The organism is Micromonospora sp. NPDC007230 (assembly GCF_042869115.1).
GTDB lineage: Bacteria > Actinomycetota > Actinomycetes > Mycobacteriales > Micromonosporaceae > Micromonospora.
On record NZ_JBIAFE010000025.1, the window covers coordinates 74,121 to 88,732 of the forward strand.

15 protein-coding genes are annotated in these 14,612 nt (G+C 72.1%); 6 read left to right on the top strand and 9 right to left on the bottom strand.

The window, feature by feature from the left end; translation table 11 throughout:
* Position 1: 1 nt before the first annotated feature.
* Positions 2-2,065 (top strand): chromosome partitioning protein, encoded by a 2,064-nt coding sequence (locus tag ACFYML_RS28815; RefSeq protein WP_387423608.1) that lies wholly within the window; start codon positions 2-4, stop codon positions 2,063-2,065.
* Positions 2,066-2,117: 52 nt separating this feature from the next.
* Here ACFYML_RS28815 and ACFYML_RS28820 read toward each other — a convergent pair whose 3' ends face one another.
* Positions 2,118-2,546: a DUF3151 domain-containing protein gene (locus tag ACFYML_RS28820; protein WP_387423609.1), complete on the bottom strand. Its 429-nt coding sequence runs from the start codon at positions 2,544-2,546 to the stop codon at positions 2,118-2,120.
* Between the two features lie 262 nt (positions 2,547-2,808).
* Here ACFYML_RS28820 and ACFYML_RS28825 point away from each other — a divergent pair, with 262 nt between their 5' ends.
* A complete protein-coding gene (locus tag ACFYML_RS28825) occupies positions 2,809-4,023 on the top strand; it encodes a hypothetical protein (RefSeq protein ID WP_357434565.1) in 1,215 nt (404 codons plus the stop codon).
* Between the two features lie 56 nt (positions 4,024-4,079).
* Here the strand turns inward: ACFYML_RS28825 and fbaA are convergent, their stop codons facing one another.
* On the bottom strand, positions 4,080-5,105 hold the full coding sequence (gene fbaA, locus ACFYML_RS28830) for a class II fructose-bisphosphate aldolase (RefSeq protein WP_387423610.1): 1,026 nt from the start codon (positions 5,103-5,105) through the stop codon (positions 4,080-4,082).
* Positions 5,106-5,236: 131 nt separating this feature from the next.
* A complete protein-coding gene (locus tag ACFYML_RS28835) occupies positions 5,237-5,620 on the bottom strand; it encodes a phage holin family protein (protein ID WP_387423611.1) in 384 nt (127 codons plus the stop codon).
* A 179-nt stretch (positions 5,621-5,799) separates the two neighbouring features.
* On the opposite strand from ACFYML_RS28835, the gene ACFYML_RS28840 reads away from it, so the two are divergent.
* Entirely contained in the window at positions 5,800-6,012 is a 213-nt protein-coding gene (locus tag ACFYML_RS28840; protein ID WP_357434775.1) for a hypothetical protein, read from the top strand.
* A gap of 34 nt (positions 6,013-6,046) precedes the next feature.
* Here the strand turns inward: ACFYML_RS28840 and ACFYML_RS28845 are convergent, their stop codons facing one another.
* Both ACFYML_RS28845 and ACFYML_RS28850 read right to left on the bottom strand, forming a co-directional pair.
* Entirely contained in the window at positions 6,047-7,105 is a 1,059-nt protein-coding gene (locus ACFYML_RS28845; RefSeq protein WP_387423612.1) for an LCP family protein, read from the bottom strand.
* Positions 7,102-7,587, bottom strand: coding sequence for a SigE family RNA polymerase sigma factor (locus ACFYML_RS28850; protein WP_387423613.1), 486 nt, complete (start codon positions 7,585-7,587; stop codon positions 7,102-7,104). Before ACFYML_RS28850 ends, ACFYML_RS28845 begins: the two co-directional genes overlap by 4 nt.
* Positions 7,588-7,767: 180 nt before the next feature.
* Between ACFYML_RS28850 and ACFYML_RS28855 the strand changes: the two genes are divergently transcribed.
* The 3 genes from ACFYML_RS28855 (at position 7,768) to ACFYML_RS28865 (ending at position 12,099) form a co-directional block, all read left to right on the top strand.
* Complete coding sequence (locus ACFYML_RS28855; RefSeq protein ID WP_387423614.1) at positions 7,768-9,345, top strand: LPXTG cell wall anchor domain-containing protein; 1,578 nt, start codon at positions 7,768-7,770, stop codon at positions 9,343-9,345.
* Between the two features lie 115 nt (positions 9,346-9,460).
* On the top strand, positions 9,461-11,023 hold the full coding sequence (locus ACFYML_RS28860; protein ID WP_387423615.1) for an LPXTG cell wall anchor domain-containing protein: 1,563 nt from the start codon (positions 9,461-9,463) through the stop codon (positions 11,021-11,023).
* A gap of 299 nt (positions 11,024-11,322) precedes the next feature.
* On the top strand, positions 11,323-12,099 hold the full coding sequence (locus tag ACFYML_RS28865; protein ID WP_073835101.1) for a DedA family protein: 777 nt from the start codon (positions 11,323-11,325) through the stop codon (positions 12,097-12,099).
* A gap of 295 nt (positions 12,100-12,394) precedes the next feature.
* On the opposite strand, the gene ACFYML_RS28870 is transcribed toward ACFYML_RS28865, so the two are convergent.
* From ACFYML_RS28870 to ACFYML_RS28885, 4 genes are all read right to left on the bottom strand, one after another.
* Positions 12,395-12,772, bottom strand: coding sequence for a helix-turn-helix transcriptional regulator (locus tag ACFYML_RS28870; RefSeq protein WP_007073957.1), 378 nt, complete (start codon positions 12,770-12,772; stop codon positions 12,395-12,397).
* 57 nt (positions 12,773-12,829) lie between these two features.
* Positions 12,830-13,369, bottom strand: coding sequence for an orotate phosphoribosyltransferase (gene pyrE, locus ACFYML_RS28875; protein ID WP_387423616.1), 540 nt, complete (start codon positions 13,367-13,369; stop codon positions 12,830-12,832).
* Positions 13,370-13,536: 167 nt separating this feature from the next.
* Positions 13,537-14,346, bottom strand: a complete 810-nt coding sequence (locus ACFYML_RS28880) for an SDR family NAD(P)-dependent oxidoreductase (protein WP_387423617.1) — start codon at positions 14,344-14,346, stop codon at positions 13,537-13,539.
* A 9-nt stretch (positions 14,347-14,355) separates the two neighbouring features.
* A partial coding sequence (locus tag ACFYML_RS28885; RefSeq protein ID WP_387423618.1) for a hypothetical protein occupies positions 14,356-14,612 on the bottom strand: 257 nt, incomplete at its 5' end.

Genomic DNA, 14,612 nt, shown 5'->3' on the forward strand with positions numbered 1-14,612 from the left:
CGTGGTGCACGAGAACGCCGACCGGGCCCACGTACCGGGCCATCCGCAGGTGCCGGAGCGGGACATCGAACCGCTCTGGCCGCCGGAGCAGACCGACCCGACCACCGCCGTTCCGCCCTGGGCGGCGCCCAGCCAACCAGGCGCGCCCGCCTGGCCCGCCGTGCCTCCGGACGCCGCCGCACCGGCGCCCGGCGTGCCGGTGGGCGGCGCGCCCACGGGGCCGGCCCGGGACGCCACGGCCACCGGCGCGGCGACGGACGACGTGACGCGGGCGGGCGACGCCGGCAACGGGCCACCCGCGCCCCGCCCGGCGCGGCCTCCGGTCGACCTGGACCTCCCGTTCACCCTCGACCAACCGGCGGTCGCCCCGGGCAGGTCCCCGGGCGCCGATGGCCCGTCGGCCGACACCCCGGCGGCCGGGCCGGCCGGGTCAGCATCGGCCGGGTCGGGGGCCGGCGGCGGATCCGGCGCCCCGGACCGGTCCTCGAACGGGTCCGGGCAGGCCGACGACCTCCCGGCCGGCAGTCGGACGGATTCGCCCTGGGCCCAGCCGCCGCAGCGGTCGACCACCGGGCCGGCCGAGCCAGCCACCGACGCGCCAGGTCCGGACGCCGTGCCGCCGCCGTTGGCAGCCCCTGCCACGCCCGCCGCGGCCGGACCGTCGACCGCCGCCGCGCCCGCCCCTGGACCGGAGGTCGCCGGCACACCCACCGTCGGACCGCCCATCCCGGCCACCCCCACCGCCGCCCCATCGAGCGCCGCGCAGCCCCTTCCGGAGGCGCCCAGCGCCGGCGCACCGAGCGCCGGGCCGCCAGCCGGCGGACCACCCGCAGACGGGCAGCCGGAGGCTCCGCCGTCGCCCCGGCTCGGGCCGTTCCCGCCCTCCCCGGGCGTGCCACTCCCGCAGTCCGCGTACGGGAACGGCACGGGCTATCCGCCGGGGCCGGGCGGGTACGGGCAGCCGGACGGGTCGGCGTACCCGCCGCCACCCGCGGCGGGCGGGGTGCCGCCCACCCCGACACCGGACTGGTACCCGTCCGCCTGGCCCCAGCAGGGCACCCCGCCGCAGCAGCCCGGCCCGCCGCAGCAGCCGGCGCCCGCCGCGTACCCGGAGCCGGCCTGGACGCCGGAGGGCGGGGCGCCCCCGACCGCCGAGGACTTCGCCCGGCGCCGGCAGGCCCGGCCGCTCGATCCGGTGGCCACCATGGGCGTCCGGGCGGTGGTGAACCGGCTCGGCCTGGTCCGGCTCCCACCCGGGCAGCACGAGCAGGAGGTACGGCGCGACATCGAGATGGTCCGCCGCAACTTCGGCGGGCTGCGCCAGGTGACCGTGGTCAACCCGAAGGGCGGCGCCGGCAAGACGGTGGCCATCCTGCTGCTCGCCATGACCTTCGGCCAGAAACGCGGCGGATACGTGCTGGCCTGGGACAACAACGAGACCCAGGGGACCCTCGGGATGCGGGCCCAGCAGGACTTCCACTCGCGTACGGTGCGGGACATGCTGCGCGACCTGGCCCAGTTCCAGGGCGCGCACGGCCGGGTCGGCGACCTGTCGCAGTACGTCCGCTCGCAGGGCGAGGGGATGTTCGACGTGCTCGCCTCGGACGAGTCGGCGACCGGCGGCGAGATGCTCACGGCGGCGGCGTTCGCCGAGATCCGCGAGGTGGTCAGCCGCTTCTACAAGCTGATCTTTGTGGACACCGGGAACAACGTCCGGGCGCAGAACTGGCAGGCCGCGATGGACGCCACCGACCAACTCGTGGTCACCATGTCGGCGCGGAACGACTCGGCGGAGACCGCCGCGCGGATGCTCGACCACCTGGAGCAGAGCGGCCGGCAGCGGCTGGTCCGGCAGGCGGTGACGGTGGTGTCGATGCCGCCGTCGCGCAAGGAGATCGACCTGCCGGCCATCCAGGGGCACTTCGCCGCCCGGACCCGGGCGGTGCTGCTCGCGCCGTACGAGCGGCTCATCGACACCGGCGAGCCGATCCGGTACGGGCAGCTCTCCTCGGCCACCCGGGACGCCTGGCTGAAGATCGCCGCCGCCGTGGCGGAAGGACTGTGACCAGGCGCGACGGCCGGCCCGACCCGATGGTCGGACCGGCCGTCGACGCGGTTCAGTGGCTGGCGAGGGCGTCCGCGGCGGCCGGGTCGCAGTCGCGGAGGAACTGGGCGCAGCGGGCCGCCTCGTCGGCCTCGCCGATCTCGCCGGCGGCCCGGGAGAGCACGTAGAGGCAGCGGAGGAAGCCCCGGTTGGGCTTGTGCGACCAGGGCACCGGGCCGTGCCCCTTCCAGCCGGCACGGCGCAGCTGGTCCAGCCCGCGGTGGTAGCCGGTACGCGCGTAGGCGTACGCCGGGACGACCTGGCCCGCGGCGAGCGCCCGGGCGGCCAGTGCCGCCCAGGCCGCGCTGTGGGCCGGGAAGCGGGCCGCGACGTCCTGGTACGCCTCGTCGGTGTCCTGCTCGGCGGCGGCGGCCAGCGCGGCGTCGGCCTCCTCGTGCACGGGCAGGAGGGTGGCCGGTGGCTCAGGCAACAGGTTCTGCATCGCCCCATTCAACCCGCTTCGCGTAGGGGTACGCGAGGGGGTCCGGCGAGCCGGTCAACTGAACGGCTGAGGGGTTCGTCACGCCTGCGGCGGGCCGGCACGTACCCCCGGCCCATGCCACCCGGAGATATTTTCCACTACAACTAAAGATCCGGAGCCTCCCCAGGACCCGGTTATGCAGGAGCCCGGTGGCCTGGCCGCCGGGCTTCTGTCCGTCCGGCCGGCGGTTGGCCGGCTTGCCCGGCCGGGGCAGGATGATCTCGTGCCGACCCCACCTCCCGCGGACGTCATCGAGCCGCACGACACCAGCATCGACGAGATCGAGACCCGGGCCGAGTTCGACCGGCGGCTGGCCGAGGGCACCCTCGCCGGGCTGACCGTGCAGGGCCTCCGCCTCGACCTCGACCCGGTCCCCGACCTGCGCGGCGTCGAGGTCGCCGGAACCCTCTTCGTGGGCTGCCGGTTCGCCGGCCGGGAGGTCGGCGCGGACCTGGTCCGGCGCGGCGCCAACGTGGTCCCGCCCTTCTCCGGGCTGCCCTACCCCACCCAGCCGGCCCACCTCTACACCGCCGACGAACTGGCCGCCGGCTTCCCGGACGGCGGCTTCGCCGGGATGTACGACACCCGGGTGTACGCGCACTTCCGGGCGCACGGCGGCGCGCTGCCGGACGTCCGGGAGGCGCTCGGCCAGCGGCTGCACGACCACGGGGTGGACAACGCCCTGGCCGATGCCACCCGGACCTGGCTGGCGGTGCACGGGCCGCAGTCCGTGGTGGGTGTGATGGGCGGGCACGCGGTGCCGCGCGGCAGCGCCGCGTACCGGATGGCGGCGGTGCTGGGCTGGGAGCTGGCGCGGGCCGACCGGCTGGTGGTGACCGGCGGCGGGCCCGGCGTGATGGAGGCGGCGAACCTGGGCGCCTTCCTCGCGGCCTGGCCGGCGGAGGAGCTGACCGCGGCGATCGACCTGCTCGCCACCGCCCCCGACTTCACCGACCACGACCGCTACACCGAGGTCGCGCTCCGGGTCCGGGAGCGGTACGCCGCCGGGCCGACGCTGCCCACGCCCCGTCCCGCCGCGGCCGGCACCGAGTGGGCCCGCTCCGGCGGGCTGGCCATCCCCACCTGGCTGTACGGGCACGAGCCGGCGAACCTGTTCGCCGGGCGGATCGCCAAGTACTTCTCCAACGCGATCCGGGAGGACACCATCCTGCGACTGGCCCGGGGCGGAATCGTCTTCGCGCCCGGTCGGGCCGGGACGGTGCAGGAGGTGTTCCAGGCGGCCACCAAGACCTACTACGGCACCGACGGGGCCAGCGGCGCGTACGTGTTCCTCGACCGGACCTACTGGACCACCGAACTGCCGGTCGAGTCGCTGCTGCGGCCGCTGCTGGCCGCCTCCCCCTTCGGCGACCTGTCGTCCACGGTGCACCTCACCGACGACGTGCGGGAGGCGGTCCGGCTGCTCACCGCCGCGTGAGACACGAACGGCCGGCTCCCGTTGCGGGGAGCCGGCCGCCGTGACGGGCTGGTGGACTACTTGTTCATCGTGGTGCCGGTGGAGCGCAGCGCCTCGCAGGCCTCGACGACCCGGGCGGCCATGCCGGCCTCGGCGGCCTTGCCCCAGACCCGCGGGTCGTACATCTTCTTGTTGCCGACCTCGCCGTCGACCTTGAGCACGCCGTCGTAGTTGCGGAACATGTGGTCCGCCACCGGCCGGGTGAAGCAGTACTGGGTGTCGGTGTCGATGTTCATCTTCACCACGCCGTAGTCCAGCGCCTCGCGGATCTCCGACAGCAGCGAGCCGGAACCGCCGTGGAAGACCAGGCTGAGCGGCTTCTCCTTGCCGTACTTGGCGCCGACCGCCACCTGGATGTGGTTGAGCACCTCGGGGCGGAGCTTGACGTTGCCCGGCTTGTAGACGCCGTGCACGTTGCCGAAGGTCAGCGCCGCCATGTAGCGGCCCTTCTCGCCGAGGCCGAGCGCCTCGACCATGGCCAGGCCGTCCTCGACGGTGGTGTAGAGCTTCTCGTTGATGGCGTTCTCGACGCCGTCCTCCTCGCCGCCGACCACGCCGACCTCGATCTCGAGGACGATCTTGCCCTTGGCGGCCTCGGTGAGCAGCTCCTCGGCGATCTGCAGGTTCTCCGGCACCGGCACGGCCGAGCCGTCCCACATGTGCGACTGGAACAGCGGCTCCTTGCCGCGCTGCACCCGCTCCTGGGAGATCGTCATCAGCGGCCGCACGAACTTGTCCAGCTTGTCCTTCGGGCAGTGGTCGGTGTGCAGGGCGATGTTGACCGGGTAGTGCTTCGCCACCTCGTGGGCGTACTTCGCGAAGGCGACCGCGCCGCTGACCATGTCCTTCACGGACGGACCGGAGAGGTACTCGGCGCCACCGGTGGAGACCTGGATGATGCCGTCGCTCTCCGCGTCGGCGAAGCCCTTCAGCGCCGCGTTCAGCGTCTGCGACGACGTCACGTTGATGGCCGGGTACGCGTAGTGGCCGGCCTTGGCGCGATCCAGCATCTCCGCGTAAGCCTCGGGGGAAGCGATGGGCATGTCGAACGCTCCTTACTTACCGCTGTCGGCCGTGCAGGCCGCTGTCTTCCTTGGGTGCGCCGGACCGCGCTGTCCACCGCCGGCAGTATCCCGTAGCAGGCGGCGACCGGCACAACCGGCCCGGGAACCGCTCACCGGCGGCTCGGCCGGTCCGGCACCACGACGCTGATCAGCCAGCTCACCACGGCCATCACGATCGCTCCCCAGAAGCCGGCCCAGAATCCGTCCACCTGGAACGGCAGCTGCAGCTGCCGGGCGATCCAGCCGGTGAGCAGGAACAGCAGGGCGTTGACCACGAGCGCGAACAGGCCGAGCGTGAACAGGTAGAACACGCAGCCGAACACCTTGATGACCGGCTTGAGCACCGCGTTGACCACGCCGAAGATGACCGCCACCACGACCAGGGTGAGCACCGTCTCCGTACCGGTGCGCCCGGTCACCTCCACCCCCGGCACGATCAGCGTGGTGATCCACAGCGCGAACGCGGTGATCACCAGTCGGATCAGGAGGCCCACGCCATCATCCTGGCACCGGAAACCGGGCCCGGAGGGACAATCCGCCGACTCGCCCGGGCGGGGGTCGGGTCACACCCGCCGCCGGGCCTGCCGTGCGGTTCGGCCGGCACCGAGCGGGACCCGGAGCCAGCCCGTACGGTGTGGTGGTGACTGTCCGCACCGAGATCCAGGGAGGGACGATGGGTCAGCCCGACGAGGACTTCGCCCCGAGCGACCACCTCGCTCCGGAGGAGCGGGACCTGGAGGCGGAGCCGGCCGACGCGGTCGAGCAGGCGGCGGCGATCAACCCGGAGGACGGCGACATCGAGCCGAACCGCGGCCTGGAGGTCGGCGACTGGGACGCGATGGAACAGGCCCGGGTGGTCACCGCCGACGAGGACGACTACCGCTGACGATGCGGGGAGGGTCCTGCGGCCCCTCCCCGCGTCAGCGCAGCGTGGTCACCTGCCCCGGATGGCCGGCGGCCCACTCGGCGAGCCGGTCGGTGCGCAGCGCGTCGAGGAAGCCCGGCCCGAGGGCCGGATCGAGCCGGAAGCGGAGGTCCGGCTTCTCCACGTGCACGCCGGGTGGGAGGAGCCCGATCGGCTCGGCGGTCGCGGCCTGCGCGGCCACCAGTCCCAGTGCGGGCAGGGAACTGTTTCCGGCGTCCGCGACCAGCCCGGAGTTCAGGTGCTGGAGCAGCGAGTTGAGCACGGCCGGATTGGTGAACGTGTCCCGCTCCTGGAGCCGGCGGAGCAGGCCGGCCGCGAACCGCTCGGCGTTGCGGTCCCGGTCCAGTACGCCGTCCGGCAGCCCGACCCGCTGGCGGAGCAGGTCCACCGAGGCGGTGCCGTCCAAGCGCTGACAGCCGGCTGGGAAGACCCGGTCGGTGTGCACCGAGCGGACCCGCTGCGGCAGGCAGACCTGCACGCCGCCGACCGCGTCGGTGAGCTTGCGCACCACCGGATACGTGAGGACGGCACCGGCGTCGATCCGTACGCCGAGGGTGTCGGCCACCGCGTCACGGGTGACCCGGTAGCCGCGGCTCAGGTCCGGATGCGGCTCACCGGCACCCTGGAGGAAGGCGTAGTTGAGCTTGTCCGTTCCGTGACCGGGAACCGCGACCTCCAGGTAACGCGGGAGCGAGACCAGATAGAGCCGGCTACGGTCGGCCGGAACGTGTACCAGCAGGGCGGAGTCGGCGAGTCGGTACTGGCGGCCCTCGTACCCGTCCACGCCGAGCAGCAGCACGTTCAGCGCGCCGGTGGGGGTCGGCGGTGCCGGCTCACCGAGCGGGGTCGCGGGTGCCGGCTGGCGCGGCGCGATCGCCGTGAAGCCAGCCAGGGCGGCGGCGACCACCGCCAACGCCGTACCGGCGAGCCGGAGCCGGAGGCGACGACGCCGGCGGCGGACCACGGCCCGGTCGATGGCGGCCCGGATCGGACCGGTGGGCGGGGTGAGCGCCTCGTGCCGGGCGAAGGCGGCCCGCAGGTCGTCCTCGATCATGAGCAGACCTCCACGTACTCGGCTCGGAGGGTGGCCAGCGCGCGGGAGATGCAGGACCGGACGGTCCCGACGGCGCAGCCGAGGATCTCGGCGATCTCCGCGTCGGGCAGGTCCTCGTAGTAGCGGAGCACCAGCGTGGCGCGCTGCCGTCGGGGCAGCCGGGACAGCCAGGACCAGACCTGGTCGCGATCCACCGCGGCCTGCGCGTGGTCGGTCGGCGCCGGCACCGCCTCGTCCGGTTCGCCGCGCAGCAGCACCCGGCGGGCCCAGGAGCCGCGCCGCCAGTCGACGTACTGGTTGGTGAGCATCCGGCGGACGTACCGCTCCGGGGCGTCGCTACGGGCCACCCGCCGCCAGTTCAGCTGGACCCGCACCATGGTGTCCTGCACCAGGTCCTGCGCCTGGTGCGGATCGCCGGTCAGCATGACCGCGTACCGCAGCAGGGCGTCCAGCCGCGCGTCGGCGAACTCCTCGTACGTCATCTGCACCTCCCGGTGTCCCGACTGATTGACGGACCCGGGGCGGCCGAAGATTGCACACCCGGGCGATCAACCTTTCGGTCGGTTCGGCAGGCCAACCAGCCAGTCAGGGCAGCGGCGCGACTTAAAGATTCTTTAAGCTCCACGGACTCCGCCTGAAATTCCCACTGGAGGAACCCCCAAATGCTCAGCAACTCCACTCGGCGCTGGCTCGCCGGGTTGGGCGTCGCAGGCGCGTTCGTCGCCGCCTCCGCCACCCCCGCCGTAGCCGCCCCGGCGAGCCCCCAGATCTACACCTTCTTCCCCGACACCACCGTCGCCGTCGGCTCCGCCGGCGTGGTGAAGTCCGCGTTCCTCTACGCCGAAGAGCCCGTCACGCTGCGCGACCTCTCGATCCGGTACGACTACCGGACGCTGGCCGGTAAGGTCACGCTCACCGGCGAGAACGACAGCGACGACTGCACTGCGCCGGAGGCGGGCGTGCTCGTCTGCCGGGAGCACTTCGACGTGGTCGTCGACCCGTACTTCGGTGGCTTCCCGACCAACGTGAAGATCGCGCCGACCGACGCTGCCAACCTCGATGACAAGGGCGCCCTGAAGATCACCGTCCAGACGGGCGACACCGACCGGGCGACCTGGACGTCCCAGATCCGGGTCGGCGAGGGCGTCGACCTGGCGGGCGGCGAGCCCACCGAACTCAGCGTCGACATCGCGAAGAACAACGGCAACTTCTCGACGCCGGTCACGGTGAGCAACGTGGGCGAGACCACCGCCAAGGGTGCGGTTGCCCTGTTCGACCATGACTGGGCAATCACCCCCACCGAACGATGGAGCAACTGCTACTACCTCGACGACATCCTCATCGCCTGTGAGTTCAGCGAAGAGATCGCGCCGGGCGAGACCCACTCCGCCACGTTCCAGTACGCCATCCGGCCGGACACCTACGCGCCGGGCACGGCCTACGGCTACACGCAGTTCATCACCCCGGGTGACTTCGAGGACCTGATCGGTGCTGCCAAGAAGGCCGGCATCAAGACCGCGAAGCGGGGCACCGGGTCGAAGCTGACCCTCGGGAAGGCCACCGCCGCCCGCAACCGGGCCGCGCAGACCGACGTCGACCCCACGAACAACTTCTCCGAGCTGACCGTGCACGTCCAGGGCAAGCGTGGCGCCGACCTCGAGGCGATCGGGGCCAAGCTGAGCGGCGAGAAGGATGCCGTGGTCGAGGCGCTTCTCGGCGTCCGCAACAACGGTCCGGCCACCCTGGACCGCAGCCGCGTTGGCTCCGACATCACCTTCGTCGACGTCACCGTGCCCACCGGCACCACCGCCATCGACGTGCCGTGGGACTGCGTCCCGTTCCAGGGCGACGGCACCAAGTTCGACGACGACGCCGGCAAGCCGGGGGCGGCCAAGTACCGCTGCTTCACGGGTCCCGTTCTCTTCGCGGGCGAGACGATGGAGACGCCGTTCCGCTTCCGGATCGACAAGGTCGTGCCGAACGCCACCGGCAGCGTGCAGATCAATGCCGAGTGCGAGTGCGATGGCGGCTTCAAGGACGACCTGAACCCGGCCAACGATCTCGCCAAGATCGTCGTGAACGCGGCCGGCGGCGCTGGCGGAGGCGAGAGTGACGGCGGCACCCTGCCGATCACCGGCTCCGCCACCGGCCTGATCGCCGGCGTCGGCGCCCTGCTGCTGGTCGCCGGGCTGGGCGGCTACGTGGTGGCCCGCCGCCGCAAGACCCGCTTCGTGGCCTGATCTCGAACGCCACCACTGGCACAAGGCAAAGGGTGCCCCGCCGACTCCTGTCGGCGGGGCACCCCGCACATCCCCACCCCCGAACCATCTGAAATCCCACGGGAGGAACCCCCACATGCTCAGGAACTCCACTCGGCGCTGGCTCGCCGGGTTGGGTGCCGCAGGCGCGTTCGTCGCCGCCTCCGCCACCCCCGCCCTCGCCGAGGAGGCGCAGGTCAAGCTGGGTCTCTACTTCGGTGACACCACGATCGCGGCCGGCTCCAACGGAAAGATCGAATACAGCACCATTCACAGCTCGGCCCCCGTCGTGCTGCGTGACCTCACCGTCCGTTACGACTTCACCGACCTGGCCGGGAAGGTGAACGTCGGCGAGGAGGAGGACACGTTCTCCGACTGCACCAGCCCCTCGGAGAACGTGCTGCTCTGCACGGAGCAGTTCGAGGTCGGCCTTGACGAGTGGGGCCTGGCCGGGATCTTCCCGGTGCAGATCAAGCCCACCGACAAGGCGCAGGACGGGGACGTTGGCACGCTCAAGGTGACGATGACCGCGGCGGGCTTCGACGCGGTCTCGCACGAGGCGAAGATTCGCATCGGCGAGGGCGTCGACCTGGCGGCTGGTCCGGAGACCGCCCTCTCGGTCGCACCCGGCAAGAGCTTCACCGCGCCGCTGAAGGTCAGCAACGCAGGCGAGACCACCGCCAAGGGTGCCACCGTCGTCTTCTACAACGACTACGGCCTCAACGCGGGCAAGCACTTCAGCAACTGCACGTACGTGGGCGACGAGCTGCGGACCTGCCAGTTCAAGGAGGACCTGCCTGCGGGCACGAGCTTCAGCGCGTCGCTGCCGTATGTTCTCGGCAAGGACAGCTTCGCTCCGGGCTTCAAGTACGGCGAGATCGTCTGGATGACCCCCGCCGAGTTCGAGGACTTCCAGAACTACCTGGGCCACTACGACGTGACCATCGGCAAGCCGGGTACCGACGGCGAGCTGACCCTGGCCCAGGCCACCACCGCGCGGGGCTTCCAGGCGGACAATCAGCCGGACAACAACTCGACCAACCTCCAGGTGACCGTCACCGGCCAGAACAGCACCGACCTCGAGGCGCTCGGCGCCTCGCTGACCGGCAAGGCCGGCGACTCGGTGAAGGCGACCATCGGGATCCGCAACAACGGTCCGGCGACGCTTGACTACAGCCGGGGCGGCAGCTCGATCACCTACATGAACTTCGATGTTCCGAAGGGCACCACGGCCGTCGAGGTGCCGCAGAGCTGCGCGCCGATGAACGGGAAGGAGTGGGGCGAGTCGGGCGAGCCAGGAGCGCCGCACTACCGGTGCTACTTCGAGCCGTTCCTGAAGGCCGGTGACTCGGCCATGCTGGACTTCTCGCTGCGGATCGACAAGGTGATCCCCAACGCCACCGGCCTCGTGAAGATCAACGTTCCGTGCGAGTGCGACGGCGGCTTCTACCGCGACCTGAAGCCGGCCAACGACACCGCCAAGGTCGTGGTGAACGCCGCTCCGGGCGGCGACGGTGGCCAGGGCGGTGGTGACGGCGGCACCCTGCCGATCACCGGCTCCGCCACCGGCCTGATCGCCGGCGTCGGCGCCCTGCTGCTGGTCGCCGGGCTGGGCGGCTACGTGGTGGCCCGCCGCCGCAAGACCCGCTTCGTCGCCTGACCCCAGGCACCCCGACGCAACACGGCGCCCCGCCGACCCCCGGTCGGCGGGGCACCGTCATGTCCGGGTCACCCCCGACAGATCCACACCACCAGCGGCAGCAGCACCGAACCGTACGGCACGGACGGGCGACCACCGACGGGTTTCCGGGGAGCGCCGCCACGAGCTGGTCTTCGCGATCCTGGCCTGCGAGTCCGAGCCGGTCGACCCCCGGCTGTGACCGGTACGCCCGGTCCGGCGTGAGGCCGGGCCGGGCCCAGGTACCCTTTGTGGCCGTGGACACAGCAGAGAAGACCCGGATGCTCTCCGAAAGCGTGGCGCTGAACCCGCTCGATCCGAAGGACCTGATCCACACCTTCGGGTTGGTCGGCGTCTGGGTGATCCTCTTCGCCGAAACCGGCCTGCTGGTCGGCTTCTTCTTCCCGGGCGACTCGCTGCTCTTCCTGGCCGGGGTGGCCGCCTCACCGGTGGCGGACGCGATCTTCGGCGCCGGCACCCGGCTGAACCTGGTCGCGCTGCTGGTCGGCGGGCCGCTCTGCGCGATCATCGGCGCGCAGCTCGGGCACTGGTTCGGGGCCCGGTACGGCCGGCGGATGTTCGAGCGCCCCAACTCCCGCCTGTTCAAGCGGGAGTACGTGGAGAAGGCCGAGTACTACTTCCAGAAGTTCGGCCCGGCGAAGGCCGTGGTGCTGGCCCGCTTCATCCCGATCGTGCGGACCTTCCTCAACCCGGTGGCCGGGGTGCTCGGCATGCCGGCCCGGCAGTTCCTGCTCTGGAACGTCGTCGGCGCGATCCTCTGGGTGGACGGCATCCTGCTGGTCGGCTACCTGCTGGCCGACCAGATCTACAACGCCATCGGCGACAAGATCGACCGGTACATCCTGCCGGTGGTCGCCCTGATCATCGTGATCTCGGTGCTGCCGATCTTCTTCGAGTTCCTCCGCGACCGGCGGGCGCGCAAGCGCGGCGAGGCCGCCGCGGTGGTCGCCGCCTCCAGCGCGGCGGGCGCGGCCGAGGCATACCGGGACGCCCTGCGGGACGACGACCACCGACGCCGCGGCCCGCAGGACCGCTGACCGACAAACGCCGGATGGCCGGTCCCCCGCACCGGGGGGCCGGCCATCCGCGTACGACCTGAAACTCTGCGGGCGGAACGGATGACGGGCAGCCGTCACCGTCCGGTGGTGGCGCCACCCCTGGCACGCCACCCGTCGCCGCACTCAATCGGGGCGGCCTACGGACATCCGGGCTCGGCCGGCGGCCACAATTCGGCCGCTGCGCCGCTAGGCGGCACGCCGGGCCGAATGAAGGCCGTCTGACGCCGCGCCCTGACCCCGGACAGTCAACCCCGAAGCTCGGACACGTCCGGTTTCAGCGGGCCTTCTTGGTGGCCCGCTTACGCGGCGGGGTCAGCAGATCCGCGATCGTGGCGATCGCGGTCGGCACCAGCCGGTAGTACGCCCAGACACCGCGCTTCTCCCGCTCCAGCAAGCCGGCCTCGGTGAGGATACGCAGGTGGTGACTGACCGTCGGCTGCGAGAGGCCGAGCGGCGCGGTGAGGTCACACACGCACGCCTCGCCCTCGGGGGCCGACTGGATCAGGCTGAGCAGCCGCAGCCGGGCGGGGTCGGCGAGGGCCTTGAGGACCCCCGCGAGCCGCTCGGCGTCGGCACGTTCGATCGGCTCGCCGGCAAGCGGCGAGATCTGAGGCATGGTCATTTCAGCCAACGCAGTTCCCACGTATTCCATCCTTCCACCAGCAGCATCGATCCGCCTGCATATCAGCAGATCCGAATCGGCAAACTTTTAGGCCACAAGGCCGAGGTCAGCCAACGTATAGGCCGCCCGATACGGCAGTCCGGCGGCTCGCACCGCGTCGCCGGCGCCTCGATCAACAATAACCGCTACGCCGACCACCTCGGCCCCGGCCTCACGCAACGCCTCGACGGCGGTCAACACACTGCCACCCGTGGTCGAGGTGTCCTCCACCGCCAGGACCCGACGACCCGCGATCTCCGGCCCCTCGACGCGCCGCTGCAGACCGTGCGCCTTGCCCGCCTTGCGGACCACGAACGCGTCCAGCGGCCGGTCGGTCCCGGCCGAGGCGTGCAGCATCGCGGCGGCGACGGGATCGGCCCCGAGGGTCAGCCCGCCGACCGCGTCGTACGCCCAGTCGGCGGTCAGGTCACGCATCACCCGGCCGACCAACGGCGCCGCCTGGTGATGGAGCGTGACGCGACGCAGATCCACGTACCAGTCCGCCTCGCGGCCCGACGAGAGCACCACACGGCCATGGACCACAGCCAGGTCGGTGATGAATTTACGCAGGTCGTCGTGGTCCTCCATGGCGATAGAGGGTACTTCGCGAGTCTGGGAGGTGTGTGTGGGGTCCGCCCGGGTCAACCCTGCGGGCGACCGACGACTGGCTATGCCCGACTACGCTGTGCGACCGTCCACCCGGGTTACCGGACGATGATCCCGGCGACCGGAACGTCCGCGCGACCCGCCGGCGGTCAGTCCCGGCCCCGGCCGACCCGCCCCCGGGTGTCCCGGGAGACGCCGCGCAGCAGCCGTCGCGGCGCGTGCCGCAGGCCCGCCACGGCCAGCTTGTACTTCCAGTTCGGCACGCTGACCAACTTGCCTTTCCGCAGGTCACGCAGCCCTTCTTCGACCACCTCGGCGGGCCGCAGCCACATCCAGCCGGGGGTGCGCGACATGTCGATGCCGGCGCGCTCGTGGTAGCCGGTGCGGGTGTAGCCGGGACAGAGCGCCATCACCCGCACGCCGAGCGGCGCCACCGACTGGCCGATCGACTCACTGAAGTTCGTCACCCACGCCTTGCTGGCCGAGTACGTCGATCCGGGCATGGGCACGCCGAAACCCGCAACGGAAGAGACATTTATCACTGCCCCACTGCCCCGCTCGATCATCGGCGGGAGAGCCGCGTGGGTCAGCCGGAGCACGGCCAGCACGTTCAACCGCAGCAGCCGGGCCTCGTCCTCGACCGTCGATCGGACGAACGGGGTGTTCAGGCTGAAGCCCGCGTTGTTCACCAGCAGCCCGACCGGCGGCTCGGCGACGAGGCGGCGTTCCACCACCGAACAGCCGTCGTCGGTGGACAGATCCGCGGAAATCGTCTCGACCTGGCGGTCGTACCGCCCGCTGAGTTCGGCGGCGGTGGCGGCGAGCCGGCCGGCGTCCCGAGCCACCAGGACCAGGTCCCAGCCGTCGGCGGCGAGCCGGCGGGCGAACGCCTCGCCGATGCCCAGGCTGGCGCCGGTGATCAACGCGCGGCGCGGGGAGGGGAGCGGTTCGTCGGTCACGGGCGATCCTCAGGGAGTGGCGTCGGTCCGGACGGGGTGGGCGGCGGGCCGCCCGGTCCCGGCCCGGCCTGCGGAGGTGCGGGTGGCGCCCACGGCGAGCGGGATCCGTCGGCCGCCGATGGACCGGGATACGGCGGTGTCGAAGCGGGCGGGCCGGAATACGGCGGAGCCGAAGCGGGCGGGCCGGAATACGGCGGAGCCGAAGCGGGCGGGCCGGAATACGGCGGAGCCGAAGCGGGCGGGCCGGAATACGGCGGAGCCGAAGC

What these genes read in the sequence shown, in the direction of transcription:
- fbaA (WP_387423610.1), bottom strand. Translation starts at nt 5,105, where the DNA reads ATGCCCATCGCTTCCCCCGAGGCTTACGCGGAGATGCTGGATCGCGCC.
- ACFYML_RS28865 (WP_073835101.1), top strand. Translation starts at nt 11,323, where the DNA reads ATGCTCTCCGAAAGCGTGGCGCTGAACCCGCTCGATCCGAAGGACCTG.
- ACFYML_RS28855 (WP_387423614.1), top strand. Translation starts at nt 7,768, where the DNA reads ATGCTCAGCAACTCCACTCGGCGCTGGCTCGCCGGGTTGGGCGTCGCA.
- ACFYML_RS28845 (WP_387423612.1), bottom strand. Translation starts at nt 7,105, where the DNA reads ATGATCGAGGACGACCTGCGGGCCGCCTTCGCCCGGCACGAGGCGCTC.
- ACFYML_RS28860 (WP_387423615.1), top strand. Translation starts at nt 9,461, where the DNA reads ATGCTCAGGAACTCCACTCGGCGCTGGCTCGCCGGGTTGGGTGCCGCA.
- ACFYML_RS28840 (WP_357434775.1), top strand. Translation starts at nt 5,800, where the DNA reads ATGGGTCAGCCCGACGAGGACTTCGCCCCGAGCGACCACCTCGCTCCG.
- ACFYML_RS28870 (WP_007073957.1), bottom strand. Translation starts at nt 12,772, where the DNA reads ATGGAATACGTGGGAACTGCGTTGGCTGAAATGACCATGCCTCAGATC.
- ACFYML_RS28850 (WP_387423613.1), bottom strand. Translation starts at nt 7,587, where the DNA reads ATGACGTACGAGGAGTTCGCCGACGCGCGGCTGGACGCCCTGCTGCGG.
- ACFYML_RS28820 (WP_387423609.1), bottom strand. Translation starts at nt 2,546, where the DNA reads ATGCAGAACCTGTTGCCTGAGCCACCGGCCACCCTCCTGCCCGTGCAC.
- pyrE (WP_387423616.1), bottom strand. Translation starts at nt 13,369, where the DNA reads ATGGAGGACCACGACGACCTGCGTAAATTCATCACCGACCTGGCTGTG.